We start from the raw sequence: 19,705 nt of genomic DNA on the forward strand, positions 1-19,705 counted from the left end.
GTTTACGGACGTCGTGGTGCCGTTACGGTTCCGCGGCGTGCTCGGGGCTGGGGACCGTGCGCCCGCTCCTCGGCTGGGACCACGAGCACCGTGCTCGACACACGGCGAGCGCCGCGCGTGCCGGCCGCCACTCACGGGCGCCACTGCGCGACGCGCAGCACGATCTTGCCGCGGGTGTGACGCTGCTCGAGCTCCGCGTAGGCGTCGCGCACGCGCTCGAGCGGGTAGGGCGCGTGGATCGGCACGACGAGGTCTCCGGATGCCGCGAGCGCGACGAGCTCCGCGAGCGCGCCGGCCTTCTGGCCGGTGAGGTTCCCCTTCTTGCTGACGCCGTACTGCTCGGCGGCCGCGAAGTCGGCGATCGTGTTGATCCGGCCGGTGTCGACGCCGAGCTCGGCCGCGGTCGCGACGTAACCGCCGCCGAAGTTGTCGACGAGGGCGTCGATGCCCTGTGGCGCCACCTCGTGCAGTCGCTCGACGAAGCCGTCGCCGTGCGCGACGGGCACGACTCCGAGCTCGCGGAGGAAGTCGTGGTTGCGCTCGCTCGCGACGCCCACGACTGTCGCGCCCGTGCCCTTGGCGAGCTGCGCCGCGATGACGCCGACGCCGCCGGCGGCCGCGGTCACGAGAACGGTCTCCCCCGGCTGCGGCTGGACGGCGTTCACGCCCGCCCACGCCGTCGTGCCCGCGACGAAGAGCGCGCCCGCGACGTCCCAATCGAGCGACTCCGGCTTCGCCACGAGGTTCTGCTCGGGCACCACGACGAACTCGGCCTGCGAGGCGCGGGCGGTGTGCCCGACGACCGGGTGGCCCGGCTTCCATCCGCTCCCGGCGTCCGCCTCGCGCACGATTCCGGCGAAGTCGCTGCCCTGTCCCAATGGAAACTCGGCAGGCCATGTTTTCGCGAACGCGCCCTCACGGATGGCCGCTTCGCCCGGGTTCGTCCCCGCGGTCACGACTTCGACGAGCACCGTGCCCTCGGTCCGTTCGGGCACCGGCACCTCGTCGACCCGCAGCACGTCGAGGCCGCCGTACTCGTGTAGTCGTACCGCTCTCATGGTCGCCCTCTCCTAGATGTCGGTGGTTTCGTGTGACGTGCCGCCATGGCTCAGCGGCCGCGCTCCTTGAGCGCACCCTCGTACAGTTCGCGGCGCCCGAGGCCCGTGGCATCCGCGACCTCGGTGGCGGCCTCCTTGAGGCGGGCGCCGCCCTCCACGAGCGCGAGCACCTGCGCGATCGCGGTCGGCAGGTCGAGGGACGCGGCTGCGGCGCCGCCCACGACGACGACGATCTCGCCGCGCACGCCGCCGGTCGCCCACTCGGCGAGCTCGGCGAGCGGACCCCGACGGATCTCCTCGTGCAGCTTCGTGAGCTCCCGGCACACGGCAGCGGGTCGATCGCCTCCGAACGCCGTCGCCATGTCGTCGAGCGACTCCGCGATCCGGTGCGGCGACTCGAAGAACACCATGGTGCGCTCCTCGCGGGCGAGCTTCGACAGCGCAGGCACGCGGCTCTTGCGCGGCACGAAGCCCTCGAACGTGAAGCGGTCGGTCGGCAGCCCGCTGAGCGCGAGTGCCGTGAGTACTGCGCTCGGTCCGGGGATCGCGGTGACCGTGACATCCGCGGCCGCCGCCGCCTGGACGAGCGGGAAGCCGGGATCGCTGATCGCGGGCATGCCGGCATCCGTCAGCACGAGCACGTCCTGCTCCCGCGCGAGCTCGACGAGTTCGGCGGCGCGCTCGACCTCGTTGTGCTCGTGCAGCGCGATCATGCGCGGGCGGTTGTCGACCCCGAGCGCTCGGAGCAGGGACGACGCCGTGCGCGTGTCCTCGGCGGCGATCACCTCGGCATTGGCGAGGGCCTCGACGAGACGACGACTCGCGTCCCCGAGGTTGCCGATGGGGGTCGCGGCGAGGATGATCACGGGTCGATTCTGCCGGGTGGGGCTTGGGAGTGGATGCGTCGCGCTTCTCCCCCCCCTATTCGTCGGCTCGCCCCTACTCGTCGAGGATCAGGCGCTTGCCCATGCTCACGGACTCGTCGACCCCGTAGCCCAGGTGCTCGTAGAAGCGCATTGCCTCGGAGTTGTCCCGCCGCACCTGCAGGTTGACCTTCGGGCAGCCGCGGGCCAGCAGCAATCGCTCGAGCTCCTCGACGAGCGCTCGCCCTACGCCTGCACCCTGCTCGGCCGGATCGACGGCGAGGTAGTTGATCCAGCCGCGGTGACCCTCGTAGCCACCCATCGCCGTGCCGACGACGCCTCTGTCGCTCTCGGCCACGAGGAAGAGATCGGGTTGCACCTCGAGCTTCCGCCGGACGTCGCGGCGCGGATCGTTCCACGGGCGCGTCAGCCCGCAGGCCTGCCACAGCTCGACGACGCGTTCGGTGTCGGCCGGTTCGAAGGGACGGAGGTGCATGGGGAGATGGTGCCAGAGCGAGCGGGGCGGTTGAGCTGAGCGTTGTTAACGCCCGCGACGCGTGCCGACTAGCACGACGGTTGGGGGCTGTGAAGCGCACGGCGCTTTCCTGCCGGCCAGGCCGCGCCACCTGCGGCACGGCGCAGGACCGGACGAGCTGCACGGCGCGCCGCATCGCGCAACGGCACGCAACACCACCGCACGCAACGGCTCGGCGTGCCGCAGCACGAGATGGACACGGCACGGCACGACCCGCCACATCTGGTCGCGCAACACAACGCGTTGCTGTTTGCCTCGCGACCTCAGTCACATCAGGCCCCGTTGAACAACGCAGAACTCATCCCCAACCAGCAATTTCTCCTTCTGTTCGAACATGTGTTCGAGTAGAATCGGAACATGACCGGAGCCGTCAAACTCCTCGCGCAGCGCACCGTCGCGCTGACCGAGACGCTCGAGTCGCTGGCTCCGGCGGCACCCGACGTTCCGCCGCTCGATCAACTCCTGCAGTCCGCGGATGACGCGACGCTGATGCTCGTGCTGCGGCAAGTCGGGGACCTCCTGCGGAGCGCCGACGCGCTCCTCGCCCGGGCGGCGGGCGAAGTTGAGGGGCGGTCCGGGCGCGACCGGGAAGATCCGCTCGCTCGGCGCATGGGTGAGAAGTCCGCCGTGGCCCTAGTCGCCTCCGTGACCGGAATCGACGTGCGTCGCGCCGGCGATGCCTCCGGCGTCGGAGTCGCAGTGCGTCCGCGGCGAGCGCTGCTAGGCGACGCACTCGAAGCAGAGCGGTCGACGATCGGCGCCGCGCTGGACGACGGCGCGCTGTCGCTCGAGGCCGCCCGCCTCGTCGCCTCGACCCTCGACCACGTCGAACGGCACGAGAGCCTCGAGCGAGTCGACGAGTGCGAACGGATGCTTGTGAAGCATGCGACGGAGCTTCCTGTCTCCGATCTGAGCAAGGTGTGCCGGCACGTCCGCGACCACGTCGATCCCGACGGCGCCGAGCCGCGGGAGGAAGTCCTGCGAGCTCAGGTCCGGTTCAAGAAGACGCAGCAGCGCGACGGGATGACGCGGTGGCTCATCGAGGCGGATCCTGAGTCGGCGGGCTTCATCACCGCGGCGCTCGACGCACGCACGTCACCGAAGCGCCGGCTGCGCTTCGTCGACGAACTCGAGGAGCCGGTCGACCTCGACACCCGCACGATGGACCGCATCCTCCTCGACGGACTCGTCTCGATCGCACGCGACAGCCTCAAGGCCGACGAGGGCGACCTCTCCGGCACCGCGGTGACGATGCTCGTGACCGTGCCGCTCGACGCCCTCAAGTCGGGCATCGGCACGGCCGAGATCGCCGGTGTGCACGAGCCGATCTCCGCCCGCACGGCCCGCCGTCTGGCCTGCGAGGCGCACCTCATCCCCGTCGTTCTCGGCGGAGAGTCGCAGCCCCTCGACTTCGGCGCCGCCCGCCGCCTGTTCTCGACAGCGCAACGCCACGCGATGGCCGTGCGCGACGGCGGCTGCGTCTGGCCCGGATGCGACGCCCCGCCCGGCCGCTGCGAAGCGGCGCACGTCGTCCCCTGGTCGCTCGACCCGATGACCGACCTCTCGAACGGGCTGCTGCTCTGCCGCTTCCACCATCGTCGCTACGACAACGACGGCTGGGAGTTCCGGTTCCGCGACGGCGCCCCGTACCTGGTGCCACCACCCTGGGTCGACGCCTCGCAGACACCGCGGCGAGCGGGCCGAGCAGCGGTCGCCTGACGGAACAAGCGTGCACCCTTCGGGTGAAACGCCCCGCTTACGGCGGCCGGCTGAAGCACGCACTCCACCCACGGTGACCGGCGGAAGCACCGCCCCACCCACGGTGACCGGCTGAAGCACGCGCCCCACTCACGGCGACCGGCATAACCCGGCCCCACTCACGGTCGCCGGCGGGAGCGCGCGCCCGCTCACGGTCGCAGGCGGGATCGCACGCCCCGTTCACGGTGACCGGCGGAATCGCACGCCCCACTCACGGCGACCGGCGGACCCACACGCGCCGCTCACGGTCGCCGTCGGAAGCACACGCCACATCCGCTCACCTGCGAGGCCCACGACCGGGCCCATCACCCCACTCCGCTCCCCCTACGATTGCCCGCATGACGGCGTCCGACCTCGAAAGCGACACCGCCGCCGAGGTCGCCGAGCGCAGCAGGCTCGAGCACTGGTGGCATGCGCGCACCGAGCAGCAGCGGCGCCTGCTGAGCTGGAGCGGGCCGGTCGGCGTCACGCTGCTCGCGGCGTTCCTGCGGCTGTGGAACCTCGGTCATCCGCAGGCGCTCGTCTTCGACGAGACCTACTACGTCAAGGACGCCTGGACCCTCTGGAACCTCGGCTACGAAGGCTCCTGGCCGGAAGACCCCAACCCCGCGTTCGAGGCGGGGCAGACCGGCATCTTCAGCGCCGACCCGAGCTTCGTCGTGCATCCGCCGCTCGGCAAGTGGATCATCGGCCTCGGGATGGTCTTCGACGACGGCCAGTCCGCGTTCGGCTGGCGCATCACCACGGCCCTCGTCGGTATCGCCGCCGTCGTGCTGCTCATGCTCATCGCGAAGCGGCTCACGGGCTCGCTCGCACTGGGCACCCTCGCCGGCTTCCTCCTCGCGATCGACGGCAACGCCATCGTGATGTCGCGCGTCGCCATCCTCGACAACTCGGTGATGCTGTTCGCGCTGCTCGGATTCGGCGCGATCCTGCTCGACCGGCGCAGCATGGAGACCCAGCTCGCGCTCTGGGCCGCCCGCACGACCGACCGCGACTGGGGGCCCGCCCTGTGGCGCCGCCCCTGGCTGCTGGCGGCCGGCGTCACGTTCGGGCTCTGCGCCTCCGTCAAGTGGAACGGGCTGTACTTCCTCGCGATCCTCGCGGTCTACACGGTCGTCGTCGACGCACTCGCTCGCAGACGCCTGGGCGTTCCGTTCTGGCTGCCCTCGACGCTCCTCAAGCAGGCTCCCGTCAGCTTCCTGCTCACGGTGCCCGCCGCGCTCGCGGTCTACCTCCTGACCTGGACCGGCTGGTTCGCCACCGACGGCGGCTACTCCCGCACCTGGGCCGACGACCCGCGCAACGCGTGGACCGGCGCCTTCGCCTGGGTGCCACTGCCGATCCAGAGCTTCCTGCACTACGAGCAGCTCGTGTACGGCTATCACGTCACCGAGACCGACCCGCACAACTACCAGGCCAATCCGCTCACCTGGCTGCTGCTGATCCGCCCGACGAGCATGTACTACCTCGGCAGCGACCTCGGGCAGAACGGCTGCGAGGCGACGCGCTGCGGCGAATGGATCAGCGGCATCGCCAACCCGCTCATCTGGTGGGCCTCCGTCGCCGCCGCGGGCTACCTCGTCTACCGCCTGATCCGGCGCCGCGAGTGGCAGGTCGGGCTCGTGCTCGCGGCCCTCGCCGCCGGTTACCTGCCGTGGCTCATGTACCTGAACCGCACGGTTTTCCAGTTCTACACGATCGCCTTCGAGCCCTATCTGATCCTCGCGCTCACGATCGTGCTCGGCCTCGTCGCCGGACGCCCCACCGATCCGCTGTGGCGGCGGCAGGCGGGCCGCCGCGTGATCGCGGTGTTCCTGGTGGCATCCGTGCTGGTCTCCGCCTTCTTCTACCCGGTCTGGACCGGCATCCAGGTGCCGACCGAGTTCATCCGTCTGCACTACTGGCTGCCGACCTGGCTCTGACCCTTTCGGCTCGGTTTCAGCACGGTCGGATGCCTCGGGCGTAGCGTTTCCTCTCATGAGCGAGAGCGAACTGATGGGCGAGGCCTGCGGCATCCCGGCCGACACCCCCTTCGGTCGCGCGCTCCGGGCGAGCCGCACCTGGACGGGCCCGTCGGACACGCGCGTCCGCGAACTCCTGACGAACGCGAAGACCATCGCGATCGTCGGCGTCTCCGAGAGCCCCTACCGCCCGAGCCACGACATCGCGCGCTACCTGCAGCGGACGGGTCGGTACGAGCTGTACTTCGTCAACCCGAACGCGACCGAGGTGCTCGGTCAGCGCGTCTATCCCGACCTCGCCTCGCTGCCGGTCGTACCCGACATCGTCGACGTCTTCCGCCGCAGCGAGTACATCCGCGAGGTCGCCGAGGAGGCCGTGGCGATCGGCGCGCCCACCCTCTGGGTGCAGTCCGGCATCTGGGACGCCGACGCGGCCCGCTACGCCGAGGAGCACGGCGTGACCGTGGTGATGGACCGCTGCATCAAGGTCGACCACCACGTGCTCGTGCACCAGTAGTCCCGCAGGCTGACGCGCCGGTCATCCCGCAGGCTGACGCGCCGGTCATCCGCTCGCCCCTACCGTCGAGGCGACGAAGGGGGTCGGATGCCACGGGTCCGCGCGTTCACGGTGGTCCTCGCGACGCTGGTGATGGCAGGCCTCACCGCCTGCGCGCCCTCGCCGAAGACGACCTACACGGACGAGTCCGGGCGGGAGATCACGGTCGACTGGGCCGACTATCCCGGCGCTCCCGGGCTCGAGCCGGACGAGGTGCTCGGCTCCCGGCCGTACGAGGACGTCGCGCCCGCGAGTGAGGCGCTGCTCGCCGACGCGCGCGCGGCGCTCGGCGGCGACCTCGGCTGGACCGCCTCGGGCGAGGACTTCTGGTACGAGCACGACGGCAACGGCTACGGGGGCCGCTCCTGGTATCGCACCTTCAACTCGGTGACCTGGGTCGCCGACTCGGCTCCCGAGGACTGGAACGAGGCGGTCCGCCTAGTCAGCGAGGTGACGACCGCGCACGGTCTCGGACCCCTGCAGCTCGATCACGAGGTGATCGACGACCCCGACTACGCCGACGCGCTGCGGGAGGAGTACGGCACGGAGAACCCGGACGAGTACTGGTTCTGGGCAGCGTCGGCCAGTCGGAACGCGGAATGGTTCTTCCTGAGCTTCGTGGACGTCGACCGCGCGGCGACCGCCGAGCTCGAGCGGAAGGCCCTCGAGTCCAACTCATCACCGCGATCCGTGACGCTCGGCTACGGCGCGACCTCGGTGCCGCCCGACGAGTTGCGCGCCTTCACCGACGCCCTCGAGCCGTTCGAGGGCCTGGAGCGCCCCGCGCCGACGACTTCGGACTGATCTACCGCCGCACGAGGTGCCGCAGCAGCGTGCCGACGTCGCGCATCCGGAACGAGCTCTCCCCGAGACCCACGTCGAGCAACCGGTCGAACGTGCCGCGGTTCGTGCTGCACGCCCGGATGACCGCGTCGAGCACGGCCTTCGAGTCGACGAGCGGGTAGACGAGGCGCAGCTGACGGTGCTGGCGCCCGAACTTCTCGCGCAGCTCGCGCGAGTACCGCTCCCCCGCGCTCGCCGCGTCGGTCACGGCCGCGCGGCCGGCCATGATCCCGGATGCCACGGCGCTGTAGATCCCCTCGCCGGTCAGCGGGTTGATCAGGCTCGCCGCATCCCCCGTCAGCAGCACCCGGCCCACGGCGAACTGCGGCGTCGCGACCGAGAGCGGGAGATTGTGACCCGACAGCTCGACCCCGTCGAGGTCGTGGTCCGGCAGCAGCAGGCGCATTCGCTCCTCGAGCTCCGCGCGGCCGTTGGTCAGCGCCGCGGCCGACATGCCGTAGCCGACGTTCGAGGTGCCGTTCGCGGTCGGGAACGACCAGGCGTAGCAGAGCCCGCCCGCGCGGCGGGCGTCCCAGCGGATCTCGAGTTCGCGCGGCCGTCCCTTCGGCGTCGGCGCGTAGCCGCGCACCGCGACGGCGAGCGCTCGCTTGGCGTTGTGTCCCTGCCCGATCGCCCGGCGCACGACGGAGTTCGCACCGTCCGCGGCGATGAGCACCGGGGCACGGTCCTGTCCGTCGACGGTGACGCCCGAGTCATCCGGAACGACGGATGTCACGCGGCGCTCGACGAACACCGCGCCGCGCTCGATCGCGGCCCGTGCCAGCCGCTCGTCGAACGTCGCCCTCGGCACGACGTAGCCGGGGTCGCTCGTCACGGCGGAGCTCGAGGCCCCGCCGGGTGCCGACAGCTTGACCGTCTCGACCACCTCGTGCGGCTCGACGCTGCGCACCCCGAGCGCGTCGAGCGCCGCGACGGTGTGGGGGGCGATGCCGTCGCCGCACACCTTGTCGCGCCCGAGCGGCGCGCGGTCGAGCAGGAGCACGCGGGCATCCGGCTTCGACTCGAGGGCGGCGAGCGCCGCGGCGCTCCCCGCGGGGCCGGCTCCGACGACGATGACGTCCCAGTCGCTCACGTCCTGATCCTTGCCTGCCATCGCTGGGAGCGGAATGGGCGGCGCGAACCGGAGCGGCGGCGCCCGATGCGGAAGAATCGTCCGGTGACAGCCCGCACCCACGCCGCCCGCATCGGTTCGCAGACCCTCGACCTCCCCGTCGTGGACGTCGGCGGCGGCGTCGCGATCGCGCTCCTCATCACCGTCGACCAGGGCCTGCACTTCCTGCAGACCGCGGGCCGGGAGCTCGGCGAGGCCTCGCGCGACGCGCAGCCGGAGATCGTCGTCACTGCTGCGACCCTCGGCATCCCGGTCGCGATCGAGGTCACCCGCGCGCTCGGCATCGACGACTTCGTCGTGCTGCACAAGTCGCCGAAGATCCATCTCGCCGACGCCGTCTCCGCCGGGCTGACCTCGATCACGAGCCGCGGCGAGCAGCGCCTCATGCTCGACCGCGCCCGAGTCGACGCCGTCCGCGGCCGCCGGGTGCTCTTCGTCGACGACATCCTCTCGACCGGCGGCTCCGCCGGCGCCGCGCTCGACATCCTCGCCGAGGTCGGTGCCGAAGTGACCGGCGCCGCGTTCCTCGCGGTGGAGGGCGCGGAGGGGCTCGACGCGCTCACCGCGCGCGGCGTGCCGGTGTACTCGCTCGGGGAGCTCCCGCTGCTCGAGGCCGACTGACCCTCAGCTCAGCACCGTGAACGGCGCCGACACCATGGCGCACGACGCCCCGTCGTCGCACGTCGCCTCGTAGCCGTCGACCACGATGACCTGCGCCTCGCCCGAGGGCATGTCCGGCGGCAGCTGCAGCACGGCCTCGAAGGAGCCATCGTCGGCGACCGGCACCGCGAGATCGACGTAGTACTCGTCCGGCTCCCACGGCCGGCTCACCACGAGCCGGTACTCCTGGCCGTCGGTGAACCGCAGCTCGCAGTCAACGCCCTCCGCTCGCACGAGCACCCCGGTGCCGGGCGCGACGCTGTCGTCGTGGAGGCTGATCTCCCCGGGGTAGCAGGCCTCCGCGAAGCCCGGCGCGGTCGTGGCGCAGCCAGTGAGGGCGAGCGCGGATGCCACGAGCACGATCGGCACGATTCTCGTTGCAGAACGCACGGCGCCTCCTTCCCTCCGTTCGAGCATCCCAGCGGCCGGCGCGCCGCGTCGTCCCTCGCAGGATGTAGGAAGCATCCGCCGAAAGGCGGCTTCCGGAGCGGTCAGGGGTCGGTCGACCGGATGCCCGTCGAGCGGGCGCTCGGTTCAGCTGTCGTCCGCCGAGCGGGTGCCGGTCGGGCCGATGCCCGCCGAACGGATGCCAACTAGCAGCGGCTCGAGGCCCGCGGCATCCGTCACGGGCAGGCGGCACACGAACTGCTCGCACACGTATGCGGTCTCCCGGCCGCCCTGCGCGGTGCGCCCCTCGAACAGCTCGAAGCCGGCGGCGGTCCACGCCCCGGCTTGCTGCTCGGTGACGGTCGCCACGAGCACGCCCGGCCCGTCGAGGCCCCGCACCCGGTCGGCGAGCCCGCCGCCGGGACCGACGACGACGATCTGCCGCAGCGGCGCCGCGAGCTCGGACATGACGGCGAGCGCCCCGCCGAACGAGATCGCCTGCTCGAGCGCGAGCTGCGCGAGGCGGCCCATCGCGCGCTCGGCGGCGGCGCGGTACGGCTCGTGCGCCGTCAGCGCGAAGAGCCGGAGCGCGGCGCGCGAGCACAGTGACGCCCCGCTCGGCGTCGCGCCCTCGTTCGGGTCGGCGTCGAGTGCGAGCCCCGCCGCCGCGAGCACCGGGTCGCCCTCGCCGGGCACGCGGAAGTCGCCGTCCTGCAGCACGAGGTCGATCAGGTCACGGGCGGCCTCCGCCCAGCTCTGCTCGCCCGTGGCCAGCGCGACCGCGAGCAGCCCGCACGCGAGCCCGCCGTAGTCCTCGAGCGTGGCCGGAGCCTCCGACACCCGGTCGGCGACGGATGCCCGCAGCAGCGTGCCGTCCGGCAACCGGTGCCGCCTGAGCACGGCGGTCGCGGCGGCGACGGCGGCGTCGACCCACTCGGGGTGCCGGAGGCGCTGTCCCGCGTCGGCGAGGGCCTCGATCCCGAGCCCGTTGAGCCCCGTGAGCACCTTGTCGTCGAGGGGCGGCGGCGCGAGGCGGGCGCGCTCCGAGGCATCCGCCCGGTAGTAGCCGCCCTCGTTGCGCTGCCCGTCGATGATGCTCTCGCTGTCCTGGGCGCTCGCGAACGCGCCCGACTGCTGCCGCAGCACGCTGAGCAGGAAGTGCGCGATGCCGGATGCCGTGTCCTCGTCGCCCGCGCGGGCGTAGGCCCGGAGCAGGCCGGCGTTGTCGTAGAGCATCCGCTCGTAGTGCGGCTCGGTCCAGTCGCGGCGCACCGCGTAGCGGAAGAACCCGCCCTCGACCGGGTCGCGCAGCTCCGAGTCGCGCATCGCGTCGAGCATCCGGGTCGCCGTGCCGGTGGGGTCGCCGCGGTCGAGCAGGAAGTTCACGACCGGCGCGACGGGGAACTTCGGTGCCCCGCCGAACCCGCGGTGCTGCTGGTCCTCGTACTGCGCGAGTTCGCGCACGACCGCGTCGAGCTCGGCGTCGCCCGGCAGGGGGCTGCCCTCGCGACGGCCGGCCGCGGCGATCGCGTCGGCGATGCGCCCGGCGTCGTGCTCGAGCTGGGCACGGCGGTTGTCCCAGGCGTCGAGCACCGCGGTGAGCACGTCGCGGAACGAGGGCAACTGGCCCACCGCCTGCGGTGGGAAGTACGTTCCGGCGTAGAACGCGCGCCCGTTCGGCGTGAGGAACACCGTGAGCGGCCAGCCGAGGCTCGACGTGAACGCGCCCGCCGCCGTCATGTACGTCTGGTCGACCTCCGGGTGCTCCTCGCGGTCGACCTTGATCGACACGAAGCGCTCGTTGAGCCACGACGCGAGGTCGGGATCGCTGAAGCTCTCGCGCGCCATGACGTGGCACCAGTGGCAGGTCGCATAGCCGATCGACAGCAGCACGGGCACGTCCCGGCGCCGCGCCTCCTCGAACGGCTCGGGCCCCCAGGCGAACCAGTCGACCGGGTTGTCGGCGTGCGAGCGGAGGTACGGGCTGACGGCGGATGCCAGGCGATTGGCCATGGCACCACGCTAGGAGCCGGGGCTGAGCGCCACCGCTGAGCTTCGCTCAGCGACCACGGCACCCACTTTCGCGTCGAGATCACACCATCCCGACGAGGTCACACCGCAGTGGCGTGTGATCTCGGCGTGTCCGTGTGACTTCGCGGCGAACCCGGGTCAACCGATCAGCGCCTCGATCGGACCGCGCGCGAAGTACACCAGGAACCCGGCGGCGACGATCCAGAGCAGCGGCGAGATCTCGCGCGCCTTGCCCGACAGCGCCCGGATGACGACCCAGCTCAGGAACCCGATGCCGATGCCGTTCGCGATCGAGAAGGTGAACGGCATCACGACGATCGTGAGGAACACCGGCAGCGCGACGGAGAACTCGCTCCAGTCGATGTCGCGGATCTGCGCGACCATCAGCGCACCCACGACGACGAGCGCAGCGGCGGCCGCCTCGAGCGGCACGACCTGGGTCAGCGGGGTCAGGAACATCGAGGCGAGGAACAGCAGTCCCGTGACGACCGACGCGAGTCCCGTGCGGGCGCCCTCGCCGATGCCGGCGGCCGAGTCGATGAAGACCGTGTTCGACGACGTCGAGGTGGCGCCGCCGGCGACCGCGCCGACACCCTCGATGATGAGGCCCGACTTCAGGCGGGGGAAGTTGCCCTTGGCATCCGCGACCTCGGCAGCCTTCGCGAGCCCTGTCATCGTGCCCATCGCGTCGAAGAAGTTCGTGAAGAGCAGGGTGAAGACGAGCATGGATGCCGCGAGCGGGCCGATTCGCTCGAACGCCCCGAAGCTGAACTGGCCGACGAGGCCGAGGTCGGGCAGCGAGAACACCGAGGACGGCAGGGTCGGGGTGTTGAGGCTCCAGCCGCCGGGGTTCACCGCGGCGGGGCCGAGCTTGAAGATCGCCTCGACGATCAGGGCGAGGATCGTCGTCGCGACGATGCCGATGAGCAGGGCGCCCTTGACCCGGCGGGCCATGAGGATGCCCATGACGACGAGGCCGATGAGGAAGACGAGCGTCGGCAGGGTCGCCACCGAGCCGGCCTCGCCGAGTTCGACGGGCGGCGACTGGAAGCCGCTCGCTCGCACGAATCCGGAGTCGACGAGACCGATGAACGCGATGAAGAGGCCGATGCCGACCGTGATCGCCGTCTTCAGCTGGTGCGGCACGGCGTTGAAGATCATCGTGCGGAGGCCCGTCGAGGCGAGCAGCACGATGAGGAGCCCGTTGATGACGACGAGGCCCATCGCCTCTGCCCAGGTGACCTGGCCGACGACGCTGACCGCGAGGAACGAGTTGATGCCGAGACCCGCGGCGAGCGCGAACGGCAGCCGCGCGATCGCCCCGAAGAGGATCGTCATGACGCCCGCGGTGAGTCCGGTCGCGGCGGCGACCTGCGTGTTCTGCAGCCAGCCGCCCTCGACGTCGAGCGCCGCCTGGTCGGCGCTGAAGCCGCCGAGGATCAGCGGGTTCAGGATGACGATGTAGGCCATCGCCACGAAGCTGACGAGGCCGCCCCGCACCTCCCGGCCGATCGTCGAGCCGCGCTCGGAGATGGAGAAGTAACGGTCGAGGCGGGCGCGCGCGCCGCGCTCAGCGGCCGGGGCGTTCGTCGGAGTCGAGATGATGCAGCCCTCGGTGGTGTGGAGCAGGTGGGACCGTCCGAGGATACCGAGGCGGGGCGACCGGGGCGTGCCGGGGCCCGATACGCGGCTACTCGACCGGGGAGGAAGGCACGTGCCGCTCGTCCGGGCCCACGTACTCCGACAGCGGGCGGATGAGCGCGTTCGAGGCGCGCTGCTCGACGATGTGCGCGGTCCAGCCGAGCACCCGCGACGCGACGAAGAGCGGCGTGAACACCGCAGGGTCGAAGCCGAGCAGCGCGTACGCCGGTCCCGAGGGGTAGTCGAGGTTCGGGCGGATACCGGTGCGCTCGGTCATCCCGCGCTCGAGCGCGTCGTACAGCTCCGCGACGTCGGTCGCCCCGCGGTCGGCGACGAGAGTGTCGAGCGCCGCCTTCATCGTCGGCACCCGGGAGTCGCCGTTCTTGTAGACGCGGTGCCCGAAGCCCATGACCTTGCGCTTCTCCGCGCGCACCCGGTCGAGCCACTCCTCGACCCGCTCGGGGCTGCCGATCTCTTCGAAGACGCCCATGACGGCCTCGTTCGCGCCGCCGTGCAGCGGCCCCTTGAGGGCGCCGATCGCGCCGGTCACGGCCGAGTACAGGTCGGCGAGCGTCGACGTGATGACCCGCGCGGTGAAGGTCGACGCGTTGAAGGAGTGCTCGGCGTACAGCACCATCGACACCCGGAACGCGTCGGCGTCGACGTCGCTCGGCTCCTCCCCGAACGTCATCCAGAGGAAGTTGCGCGAGTAGTCGAGGTCGTCGCGCGGCTCGACGAGGTCGAGTCCGCGGCGCCGGCGCTGCGTGTAGGCGACCACGGCGGGCAGCAGGGCGAAGAGGGTCAGCGCGCGGTCGAGGTCGGCCTCGGCGGAGGCATTCGTCGACGGGTCCGCGGCTCCGATCGCGCTGACGGCGGTGCGCACGACGTCCATGGGGTGGGCGGATGCCGGGAGCAGCTCGACCACCCGGCGCACCGTCTCGGGCAGCGCGCGCCGCGACCGCTCCTCGCGCCGCAGCGCCTCGAGCTGCCGGGCATCCGGAAGCTCGCCGTGCCACAGCAGGTGGGCGACCTCCTCGACGGAGCAGTGCGCGGCGAGCTCCTGCACGGGGTAGCCGCGGTAGAGCAGCGAGTTCGTGTCGGGGTTGACCTTGCTGACGGCGGTCTCGTCGACGACGACGCCCGCGAGGCCCTTGCGGATCTCAGTCATGTCACTCCTTCGTGATGTCGTGTGGTGCCGGATGCCCCGGGGCGGGCGCTAGGGCCGGTAGGTGAACACCGACTCGTCGAACGCGTTGTAGCCCGCGTAGTCGATGAGCTCGTACAGGCGCGCCCGGTGCTGCATCTCGCCGAGCAGCGACTCCTGGGTGCCCTCGGCCTTGATCGTGTCGAGGCCGCGCTCGGCGGCGCCCATCGCGAGGCGCAGCAGTGTGACGGGGTAGATCACGATGTTCATGCCGAGCGACGCGAGCTGCTCGCGGGTGAGCAGCGTGCCCTTGCCGAACTCGGTCATGTTCGCGAGCAGCGGCACGTCGATCGCGGCGCGCATCGCCTCGAACTCCCGCTCGCCCTCGAGCGCCTCGGGGAAGATCGCGTCGGCGCCGGCGTCGACGAGCGCCTTGGCGCGGTCGATCGCGGCGTCGAGACCCTCGACCGCGCGGATGTCGGTGCGCGCCATGATCAGGAAGTTGGCGTCGCGTCGGGCGTCGACCGCCGCGCGCACGCGCTTCAGCGCCGTGTCGGCGTCGACGACCTGCTTGCCGTCGAGGTGCCCGCAGCGCTTGGGGTTGACCTGGTCCTCGATGTGCAGACCCGCGACGCCCGCGTCCTCGAGCTGCTGCACGCTGCGCGCGACGTTCATCGGCTCGCCGAAGCCCGTGTCGGCGTCGACCAGGGCGGGCAGGTCGGTCACTCGCGCGATCTGCTGCGAGCGCCCGGCGACCTCGGTGATCGTCGTGAGCCCGATGTCGGGCAGCCCGAGGTCGGCGCTCAGCACGGCGCCGGAGATGTAGATGCCGTCGAAGCCCCTGTCCTGGATCAGCTGCGCCGACAGCGGGTTGAACGCGCCGGGGAACTGCAGGAGCTCCCCCGACGCGAGGCGTTCGCGCAGCGCGGCGCGCTTGCTCGCGGCATCCGTCTTCGAGTGCAGCATCTAGAACAGTCCCTTCGGGGCGACGGGCACGGACGGGGCGACGACGGTGAGCCCGCCGAGCTCCTCGGCGGTGAGTTCGGGCAGCCGCTCGGCGAGCGAGAGGAAGCGCTCGGTCTCGCGCTCGTCGAGCACGTCCTCGGCGAGCGTGCGGAACTTCCGCACGTAGTCGGGCCGGCTGAACGGCCGGGCGCCGAGCGGGTGGGCGTCGGCGACGGCGATCTCGTCGACGATGCGGGTGCCGTCGGCGAGGTCGATCTCGACGCGGCCGCCGAAGGCCTTCTCGCTCGGGTCCTCCGAGTGGTAGCGGCGGGTCCACTCCGGGTCCTCCGTCGTCGTGACCTTGCGCCACAGCGCGACGGTGGAGGCGCGTCCCGCGCGCTCGGGCGTGTAGGAGTCGACGTGGTGCCACGCGCCGTCCTCGAGCGCGACCGTGAAGATGTACGGGATCGAGTGGTCGAGGGTCTCGCGGCTCGCGGTCGGGTCGTACTTCTGCGGGTCGTTCGCGCCCGACCCGATCACGTAGTGCGTGTGGTGCGACGTGTGCAGCACGATGCGGTCGACGGATGCCGCGTCGAGCCCGGGGTGCTCGTGGTGCAGCTTGCGGGCGAGGTCGATCCACGCCTGCGCCTGGTACTCGGCGCTGTGCTCCTTGGTGTAGCTGTCGAGGATGCCGCGCTTGGGCTCGCCGCGCTCGGGCAGCGGCACCCGGTAGTGCGCGTCGGGTCCGTCGAGCAGCCAGGCGATGACGCCGTCCTCGCCCTCGTAGATCGGCGACGGGCTCGTCTGGCCGCGCATCGCCCGGTCGATCGACTCGATCGCGACCTTGCCGGCGTAGGCCGGGGCGTACGCCTTCCAGGTCGAGATCTCGCCCTTGCGCGACTGCCGCGTCGCGGTCGTGGTGTGCAGCGCCTGGCCGACGGCGCGGTAGACGGTCTCGGCGTCGAGGCCGAGGAGCGTGCCGATGCCGGCGGCGGCGGAGGGGCCGAGGTGCGCGACGTGGTCGATCTTGTGCTTGTGCAGGCTGATCGCGCGTACGAGGTCGATCTGCACCTCGTAGCCGGTCGCGAGCCCGCGCACGAGCGCGGCCCCGTCGCATCCGGCGTGCTGCGCGACGGCGAGGATCGGCGGGATGTTGTCGCCCGGGTGCGAGTAGTCGGCCGCGAGGAACGTGTCGTGGTAGTCGAGCTCGCGCACCGCGACGCCGTTCGCCCAGGCCGCCCACTCGGGCTCGAAGCGGCCCTCGATGCCGAAGACGGTGCTGCCCCCGCGGCTCGCAATCCTGTCCTGGGCCTGCCCGCGGGCGGCGACGACGGGCGCGCGGCCGAGCGAGGCGACCGCCACGGCCGCGTTGTCGATCACGCGGTTCACGATCATCTCGGCGACGTCGTCCTCGACGCCGACGGGGTCGGTCGCGACCTCGGCGATCTTCCACGCGAGCTGCTCCTCGCGGGGCAGGTTCTCGTCGCTGCGGTGCACGCGCACGTCGTTGAGCTTCACGATCGCTCAGCCTAGAACGCACCGGTTCGCGCCGGGCCGCGGCGCGGCCTTGCCCCGCGAAGGCGCGTGGGCGTACGTTTCCGCTCGGAGAGCCGGGAAGTCTGGTCGGCCCGCGAGAGCGGAGACATCGACCCCGAAAGGATCGGCCATGGCAACCGCAGCCGTCATCACCGTCACCGCACTGCAGAAGCGGTTCGGACGGCATCCGGCCCTCGACGGCCTCGACCTCGAGGTGCGCGAGGGCGAGGTGCACGGCTTCCTCGGCCCGAACGGCGCGGGCAAGTCGACGACCCTCCGCATCCTGCTCGGCCTCATGCGGGCCGACGGCGGCACCGCGCGAGTGCTCGGCCGCGATCCGTGGACCGCCACCGTCGCGATCCACCGCGACATCTCCTACGTGCCGGGCGACGTCAGCCTCTGGCCGAACCTCACGGGCGGCGAGACGATCGACCTGCTCACCCGGCTGCGTGGCGGCGCCGACGAGCGGTTGCGCGACCGCCTGCTGCGCGACTTCGAGCTCGACCCCCGCAAGAAGGCGCGCAGCTACTCCAAGGGCAACCGGCAGAAGGTCGCCCTCGTCGCGGCGCTCGCGCGGCGCGCCGACCTGTACCTGCTCGACGAGCCGACGAGCGGGCTCGACCCGGTGATGGAGACGGTGTTCCGCCGGCACATCGACCGTGTGCGCGACGAGGGCGCGGCGGTGCTGCTGTCGAGCCACATCCTCAGCGAGGTCGAGCAGCTGTGCGACCGCGTGACGATCATCCTCGCCGGGCGCACCGTCGAGACGGGCACCCTCGGTGAGCTGCGGCACCTCACGCGCACCTCGTTCCGGGTGACGACGGGGGCGGATGCCGCCGTGTTCGCCGCCCTCGACGGCGTCGCCGACCTGCGTGCCGAGAACGGCACCGTCGAGTTCGACGTCGACTCCGAGCGGGTGCCCGCGGTGCTCGAGCTGCTCGCGACCCTGCGCCCCGAGGGGCTCGCGGTGACGCCGCCGTCGCTCGAGAGCCTGTTCCTTCGGCACTACGGCGAGGAGCCCGCCGAGGCGGCACGGCGATGATCGCCCGGCTCGTGCTCGCGCAGCTGCGCCGCGACCGCTGGCAGCTGCTGTTCTGGGCGGGCGGCGTCGCCCTGCTCGCGGGGTCGTCGGCCGCGGCCGTCGGGCAGGAGTTCGGCGACGAGCGTGAACGGGCCGCGATCGTCGCGGTCGCCGCCGCGAACCCGGCGTTCCTCTTCCTCCGTGGCACCCCCGACGGCACCGGGGTCGACGCGGTCGTGTTCTTCCAGGCCTTCGCGTTCCTCGCGGTGCTCGCGGGACTGATGAGCACGTTCCTCGTCGTGCGGCACACTCGCGGCGACGAGGACGCCGGGCGCGCGGAGCTGGTCGGCGCCACCCCGGCCGGGCGCCTCCCGCCGCTGGCCGCGGCGCTCATCACGGCCGCGATCGCCGATCTGCTGCTCGGCGCCCTCACCGCCGCGGCCCTCGTCGCCGGCGGGCTCGATCCCGAGGGCTCCGCGCTGACGGGCGCCGCGCTCGCGCTCATCGGGCTCGCCTTCGCCGGCGTCGCCGCGGTCGCCGCGCAGCTGATGCCGAACTCCCGCGGCGCGAACGGCGTCGCGGGCGCCGCCGTCGGGCTCGCATACCTCGTGCGCGGCGTGGGCGACGCGCTCGGCACCCCGAGCGACGACCTCCTGCGCGTCGAGCCGGCGACGGCCACCTGGTTCTCCCCCATCGGCTGGGGCGAGCTGGTGCGCCCCTACACCGATGCGGATGCCCGTCCGCTGCTGCTCGCGCTCGCGACGGCGCTCGTGCTGTGGCTCGCCGCGTTCGCGCTGCGCGCCCGGCGGGATCTCGGCGCGAGCCTCCTCCGCGAGCGACCGGGGCGTCCACGCGCGGGCGCGCTGCTCGGCTCCGCGCCCGGCCTCGCCTGGCGCCTGCAGCTGCCGACCCTCGTCGGCTGGTGCGTCGGCGCCGCGGTGCTCGGCAGCTTCGCCGGGCTGCTCGCACCGATCGTCGCGGATGCCGCGCGCGAGAACGCCTCGCTCGGCGAGCTCATCGCGCGGCTCGTGCCCGGCACCCGCGCCGACGCGGTCGGCGCGTTCACGGCGGGCATCCTCGGCATGACGTCAGTGCTCGCGGCCGCCGCGGGCGCCCAGGCGGTGATGCGATCGCGGGCGGAGGAGGCCGACGGGCGCGCGGAGCTGCTGCTGTCGGCTCCCCTCGGCATCCGCTCCTGGCTCACGGCGCAGGTCGGCGTCGCGTTCGCCTCGACCGCCGTCGTCGCGCTCGTCGCGGGACTCGCGGCCGGGGCGGGTTTCGTCGGGGTCGGCGAGGACGGGGAGTGGTTCGGCACCGGGCTCGCCGCGGCGCTCGCGCACGTGCCCGCCGCCCTCGTGGTCGTCGGCGTCGTCGTGCTCGTCTTCGCGGTGCTGCCGCGGCTCACCGTCGCGCTCGGCTGGGCCGTGCTCGTGCTGGCGCTCGTGCTCGGCCAGCTCGGCGACCTCCTCGGCATCCCCGACGCTCTGCAGGACGTGAGCCCGTTCCGGCACTCCTCCGCGCTGCCGGTCGAGGAGCTCGACCGGGCGGCGACCCTCGTGCTGCTCGCCGTCGCCGCGCTCGCCGCGGGTGCCGCGGTCGCGCTCGTGCGGCGCCGGGACCTCGCGTCCTGA

Annotated in this window: 17 protein-coding genes; 7 read left to right on the forward strand and 10 right to left on the reverse strand. The window is 72.2% G+C overall.

What is annotated here, in order from left to right; genetic code table 11:
- Positions 1-131: 131 nt before the first annotated feature.
- From JUB10_RS02070 to JUB10_RS02080, 3 genes are all read right to left on the reverse strand, one after another.
- Positions 132-1,058: an NADP-dependent oxidoreductase gene (locus JUB10_RS02070; protein WP_207453826.1), complete on the reverse strand. Its 927-nt coding sequence runs from the start codon at positions 1,056-1,058 to the stop codon at positions 132-134.
- Between the two features lie 50 nt (positions 1,059-1,108).
- A complete protein-coding gene (gene rsmI, locus JUB10_RS02075; RefSeq protein ID WP_207453828.1) occupies positions 1,109-1,924 on the reverse strand; it encodes a 16S rRNA (cytidine(1402)-2'-O)-methyltransferase in 816 nt (271 codons plus the stop codon).
- Between the two features lie 73 nt (positions 1,925-1,997).
- Positions 1,998-2,417 (reverse strand): GNAT family acetyltransferase, encoded by a 420-nt coding sequence (locus JUB10_RS02080; RefSeq protein ID WP_207453830.1) that lies wholly within the window; start codon positions 2,415-2,417, stop codon positions 1,998-2,000.
- Positions 2,418-2,813: 396 nt separating this feature from the next.
- On the opposite strand from JUB10_RS02080, the gene JUB10_RS02085 reads away from it, so the two are divergent.
- From JUB10_RS02085 to JUB10_RS02100, 4 genes are all read left to right on the forward strand, one after another.
- The gene (locus tag JUB10_RS02085) at positions 2,814-4,175 is read left to right on the forward strand and encodes an HNH endonuclease signature motif containing protein (RefSeq protein WP_207453832.1); all 1,362 of its coding nucleotides are present in this window, start codon (positions 2,814-2,816) and stop codon (positions 4,173-4,175) included.
- 377 nt (positions 4,176-4,552) lie between these two features.
- A complete protein-coding gene (locus tag JUB10_RS02090; RefSeq protein WP_207453841.1) occupies positions 4,553-6,139 on the forward strand; it encodes a dolichyl-phosphate-mannose--protein mannosyltransferase in 1,587 nt (528 codons plus the stop codon).
- 55 nt (positions 6,140-6,194) lie between these two features.
- Positions 6,195-6,695: a CoA-binding protein gene (locus JUB10_RS02095; RefSeq protein WP_207453843.1), complete on the forward strand. Its 501-nt coding sequence runs from the start codon at positions 6,195-6,197 to the stop codon at positions 6,693-6,695.
- An 87-nt stretch (positions 6,696-6,782) separates the two neighbouring features.
- Positions 6,783-7,538, forward strand: a complete 756-nt coding sequence (locus tag JUB10_RS02100; RefSeq protein WP_207453845.1) for a hypothetical protein — start codon at positions 6,783-6,785, stop codon at positions 7,536-7,538.
- A 1-nt stretch (position 7,539) separates the two neighbouring features.
- Here JUB10_RS02100 and JUB10_RS02105 read toward each other — a convergent pair whose 3' ends face one another.
- Positions 7,540-8,670: an NAD(P)/FAD-dependent oxidoreductase gene (locus JUB10_RS02105; protein WP_207453847.1), complete on the reverse strand. Its 1,131-nt coding sequence runs from the start codon at positions 8,668-8,670 to the stop codon at positions 7,540-7,542.
- A gap of 84 nt (positions 8,671-8,754) precedes the next feature.
- On the opposite strand from JUB10_RS02105, the gene JUB10_RS02110 reads away from it, so the two are divergent.
- Positions 8,755-9,330, forward strand: a complete 576-nt coding sequence (locus JUB10_RS02110; protein WP_207453849.1) for a phosphoribosyltransferase family protein — start codon at positions 8,755-8,757, stop codon at positions 9,328-9,330.
- A gap of 3 nt (positions 9,331-9,333) precedes the next feature.
- Here the strand turns inward: JUB10_RS02110 and JUB10_RS02115 are convergent, their stop codons facing one another.
- The 6 genes from JUB10_RS02115 to JUB10_RS02140 form a co-directional block, all read right to left on the reverse strand.
- A complete protein-coding gene (locus tag JUB10_RS02115; RefSeq protein ID WP_207453861.1) occupies positions 9,334-9,759 on the reverse strand; it encodes a hypothetical protein in 426 nt (141 codons plus the stop codon).
- Between the two features lie 144 nt (positions 9,760-9,903).
- Positions 9,904-11,769 (reverse strand): thioredoxin domain-containing protein, encoded by a 1,866-nt coding sequence (locus JUB10_RS02120; RefSeq protein WP_207453863.1) that lies wholly within the window; start codon positions 11,767-11,769, stop codon positions 9,904-9,906.
- A 156-nt stretch (positions 11,770-11,925) separates the two neighbouring features.
- The gene (locus JUB10_RS02125) at positions 11,926-13,392 is read right to left on the reverse strand and encodes an NCS2 family permease (protein WP_207454382.1); all 1,467 of its coding nucleotides are present in this window, start codon (positions 13,390-13,392) and stop codon (positions 11,926-11,928) included.
- Between the two features lie 85 nt (positions 13,393-13,477).
- Positions 13,478-14,596, reverse strand: a complete 1,119-nt coding sequence (locus JUB10_RS02130; RefSeq protein WP_207453865.1) for a bifunctional 2-methylcitrate synthase/citrate synthase — start codon at positions 14,594-14,596, stop codon at positions 13,478-13,480.
- A gap of 48 nt (positions 14,597-14,644) precedes the next feature.
- Positions 14,645-15,538: a methylisocitrate lyase gene (gene prpB, locus JUB10_RS02135; RefSeq protein ID WP_207453866.1), complete on the reverse strand. Its 894-nt coding sequence runs from the start codon at positions 15,536-15,538 to the stop codon at positions 14,645-14,647.
- Complete coding sequence (locus JUB10_RS02140; protein ID WP_374191679.1) at positions 15,539-17,035, reverse strand: MmgE/PrpD family protein; 1,497 nt, start codon at positions 17,033-17,035, stop codon at positions 15,539-15,541.
- 148 nt (positions 17,036-17,183) lie between these two features.
- Here JUB10_RS02140 and JUB10_RS02145 point away from each other — a divergent pair, with 148 nt between their 5' ends.
- The gene (locus tag JUB10_RS02145; RefSeq protein WP_207453868.1) at positions 17,184-18,095 is read left to right on the forward strand and encodes an ABC transporter ATP-binding protein; all 912 of its coding nucleotides are present in this window, start codon (positions 17,184-17,186) and stop codon (positions 18,093-18,095) included.
- Positions 18,092-19,705: an ABC transporter permease gene (locus JUB10_RS02150; protein ID WP_207453870.1), complete on the forward strand. Its 1,614-nt coding sequence runs from the start codon at positions 18,092-18,094 to the stop codon at positions 19,703-19,705. The genes JUB10_RS02145 and JUB10_RS02150 overlap by 4 nt, the downstream gene beginning before the upstream one ends.

The sequence above is a fragment of the Desertivibrio insolitus genome, assembly GCF_017355965.1.
Lineage (GTDB): Bacteria > Actinomycetota > Actinomycetes > Actinomycetales > Microbacteriaceae > JAFIQW01.

Bases quoted from the DNA above. Each gene is read 5' to 3' on its own strand.
- JUB10_RS02070 (WP_207453826.1), bottom strand. From the start codon at position 1,058: ATGAGAGCGGTACGACTACACGAGTACGGCGGCCTCGACGTGCTGCGG.
- JUB10_RS02080 (WP_207453830.1), bottom strand. From the start codon at position 2,417: ATGCACCTCCGTCCCTTCGAACCGGCCGACACCGAACGCGTCGTCGAG.
- JUB10_RS02085 (WP_207453832.1), top strand. From the start codon at position 2,814: ATGACCGGAGCCGTCAAACTCCTCGCGCAGCGCACCGTCGCGCTGACC.
- JUB10_RS02090 (WP_207453841.1), top strand. From the start codon at position 4,553: ATGACGGCGTCCGACCTCGAAAGCGACACCGCCGCCGAGGTCGCCGAG.
- JUB10_RS02095 (WP_207453843.1), top strand. From the start codon at position 6,195: ATGAGCGAGAGCGAACTGATGGGCGAGGCCTGCGGCATCCCGGCCGAC.
- JUB10_RS02100 (WP_207453845.1), top strand. From the start codon at position 6,783: ATGCCACGGGTCCGCGCGTTCACGGTGGTCCTCGCGACGCTGGTGATG.
- JUB10_RS02120 (WP_207453863.1), bottom strand. From the start codon at position 11,769: ATGGCCAATCGCCTGGCATCCGCCGTCAGCCCGTACCTCCGCTCGCAC.
- JUB10_RS02130 (WP_207453865.1), bottom strand. From the start codon at position 14,596: ATGACTGAGATCCGCAAGGGCCTCGCGGGCGTCGTCGTCGACGAGACC.
- prpB (WP_207453866.1), bottom strand. From the start codon at position 15,538: ATGCTGCACTCGAAGACGGATGCCGCGAGCAAGCGCGCCGCGCTGCGC.
- JUB10_RS02145 (WP_207453868.1), top strand. From the start codon at position 17,184: ATGGCAACCGCAGCCGTCATCACCGTCACCGCACTGCAGAAGCGGTTC.
- JUB10_RS02150 (WP_207453870.1), top strand. From the start codon at position 18,092: ATGATCGCCCGGCTCGTGCTCGCGCAGCTGCGCCGCGACCGCTGGCAG.